This window comes from Microcoleus sp. CAWBG640 (assembly GCF_020883015.1).
Classification (GTDB): Bacteria; Cyanobacteriota; Cyanobacteriia; order Cyanobacteriales; family Microcoleaceae; genus Microcoleus; species Microcoleus anatoxicus.
The window spans coordinates 1-2,954 of the sequence record NZ_JAHRFC010000188.1; the positions used below are offsets into that span (position 1 = coordinate 1).

Sequence of the window (2,954 nt, forward strand, 5' to 3'; positions counted from 1 at the left end):
ACAACCAGCTCCGAGGGCGCTCGGGCCGCCAGGGCGACAACGGCACGTCCCGCTTCTACGTCTCCTAGTGCTTTCTGTTTCTCTCCCAAATCTGAGTAGAGTAAGCCGATGTTGTTGAGGGTGATAGCTTCCCCCTTGCGATTGCCCACTGCGCGACTCAGGGGAAGGGATTGGCTGTAATACTCTAGTGCTTTCTGTTTCTCTCCCAAATCTGAGTAGACTTGGCCGATGTTGTGGAGGGTGATAGCTTCCCCCTGCGATTGCCTACTGCCCGAAACAGGGGAAGGGACTGGCTGTAATACTCTAACGCTTTCTGTTTCTCTCCCAAATTTGAGTAGACTACGCCGATGTTGTTGAGGGTGCGAGCTTCCCCACTGCGATCGTCTACGGCGCGACTCAAGGAAAGGGACTGGTTGTAATACTCTAGCGCTTTCTGTTTCTCTCCCAAATCTGAGTAGACTTGGCCGATGTTGTTGAGGGTGGTAGCTTCCCCACTGCGATCGCCTACTGCGCGACTCAAGGGAAGGGACTGGTTGTAATACTCTAGCGCTTTCTGTTTCTCTCCCAAATGTGAGTAGACTTCGCCGATGTTGTTGAGGGTGGTAGCTTCCTGTGTGCGATCGCCTACGGCGCGACTCAGGGGAAGGGACTGGTTGTAATACTCTAGCGCTTTCTGTTTCTCTCCCAAATCTGAGTAGACTTCGCCGATGTTGTTGAGGGTGGTAGCTTCCTGTGTGCGATCGCCCACAGCCAGACTCAGGGGAAGGGACTGGCTGTAATACTCTAGCGCTTTCTGGTTCTCTCCCAAATCTGAGTAGACACTGCCAAGAGCAAGGAGAATAGCAGCTTGTCCTGAAGTGTCCGCCGCTTCTCGATACAGCTTTAATGCTTCTTCATATTTTGCGATCGCACCTCTTTTCGATTCTGCTGTTCCTTGGCGATCGAGTTGCATTGCCTCATCATAGGCTTTTTTAGCCGCCGCAGTGTTTCCCCCGGACTGCTGCGATAGCCCTTGACTAATTTTCATCACACTCGGTGCTGCCACCGCCCGGAGTCCTAGCAGGATACTCGCACCTACAGTTATCCCCCAAACCCACAGCCTGAGATTCATAAATACCTGCTTCAACAAGACCTTGTTAATCGGTATCATAGTCGATTTGGTAAGGACACCGCACCGTGCCGTGTTCCTGCACTTCATAAACCTCGGATACGCTCTAACAGGTAAAATCAACCGAATTGGATGATGAAATTGTCCTTGCGAGTGCGATTTGGATATAACCACCGACAAAACACCAACGGATATAATCATCCACAAAACGGCCACGGAGGACACGCCAATCCCAATTGGTGTCAACTTAACGTACAACCCATAGTCCGGCAGGGGTTTAAACCCCTGCCTCAAAGCGAAAGTCCTCTCAAAGAGGACTAATGAGTTCTTCAGTCCTCTTTGAGAGGACTTTCAGTATTAGACAGGGAATTGATTCCCTGGCGGACTGCCGGGTGAGTGGGAGGACTAATGAGTTCTTCAGTCCTCTTCGAGAGGACTTTCACTATTAGAGGGGGAATTGATTCCCTGGCGGACTGCCGGGTGAGTGGGAGGACTAATGAGTTCTTCAGTCCTCTTGGAGAGGACTTTCGCTATTAGAGGGGGAATTGATTCCCTGGCGGACTGCCGGGTCAGCGGGAGAACTGGCGGACTAAAAGCTTAAGTTGACACCAATGCACACGGCGCGCCGTGTCCTGATGGTTCGGCTTCGCTCACTCTCAAATCTACTATCTACTATCTTTTTAATGCCTTTTATGAAAGCGAACAAAAAACTATTCAACCAATCGAATTTTGTTTTTACCCTGGGAATGCTCGCTGTGTTCCTCATGTCCTTAACTCTCCGTTTTTGGGAACTAGAGCGATTTAACACTTTCGTATTTGACGAGGTTTATTACGCTAAATTTGCCAACGATTATCTCACCAAAACGCCTTTTTTCAATGCTCATCCGCCTCTGAGCCAGTACATAATTGCCGTTGGCATCTGGCTCGGCACTCACCTTCCCTTCGGAAAAACCGCCGTAAACAGTATGGCTGGTTCCCTACTTTCTCCTTGGGATTACCGCTGGCTCAACGCTCTCACCGGCTCCTTTATTCCCCTAGTTGTGGGAGCGCTAGCCTATCAGCTCGTTAAACGTCGTAGTTATGCTTTTATTGCTGCTTTATTTGCCGCCTGCGATGGTCTATTTTTAGTCGAATCTCGGTACGCCCTGAATAACATTTATCTAGTTTTATTTGGAATATTAGGTCAAATATTTATTTTAAAATCCGTCGAAACAGAAGGAAAAAACCGCTGGATTTTGCTAGGGCTATCCGGCGCTAGTTTCGGCGCTTCCGCTGCTATTAAATGGAACGGCTTATGGTTTCTTTTGGGAACTTATTTAATTTTAATCTGCGCTTGGGTAGTGCAACTTACTCAACAAAATCAAGAAGAACCACAACTGGAAAACCAGGAATTATCAACAATGCTTCCGGCGGCAAGTCCCGTCCAAAAATTGACGAAACTCAATTTTTTAGAAGTAGGACTAAGTTTAGCTATTATTCCTATTGTAGTTTACAGCATCTCTTGGATTCCTCACCTACACTTTAATCCAACTCCCAATTTCTGGCAGATGCAAACAGAGATTTTGACTTATCACCAGCGGATTAAGAGTGGCCCCAGCGTTCATCCTTACTGTTCCGCTTGGTACGGTTGGCCTCTGATGCTGCGCCCCATCGTTTACTTCTACAAAACTGCTACGAATAATTCACAACCAGACCCTGTTTTGCCACCTCTGCCAACTGGTGCGACTAAGGTAATCTTTGACGTTCACGCGATGGGGAATCCGATGCTTTGGTGGCTGTCAACTTTAGGTTTAATATTAGTAGCAGTAATTTTGGTTAACCGCTTTTGGGTTTGGCGACAAACCCG

2 protein-coding genes and 1 pseudogene are annotated in these 2,954 nt (G+C 48.2%); 2 read left to right on the top strand and 1 reads right to left on the bottom strand.

Annotated features, from left to right (window positions below):
* Nucleotides 1-65: 65 nt before the first annotated feature.
* Nucleotides 66-1,150 (bottom strand): annotated as a pseudogene (locus tag AAFP11_RS30090) (tetratricopeptide repeat protein); the annotation flags it as partial.
* 90 nt (nt 1,151-1,240) lie between these two features.
* Here AAFP11_RS30090 and AAFP11_RS30095 point away from each other — a divergent pair.
* Nucleotides 1,241-1,429, top strand: coding sequence for a hypothetical protein (locus AAFP11_RS30095; RefSeq protein WP_341740293.1), 189 nt, complete (start codon nt 1,241-1,243; stop codon nt 1,427-1,429).
* A 371-nt stretch (nt 1,430-1,800) separates the two neighbouring features.
* A partial coding sequence (locus AAFP11_RS30100; protein ID WP_341740294.1) for a phospholipid carrier-dependent glycosyltransferase occupies nt 1,801-2,954 on the top strand: 1,154 nt, incomplete at its 3' end.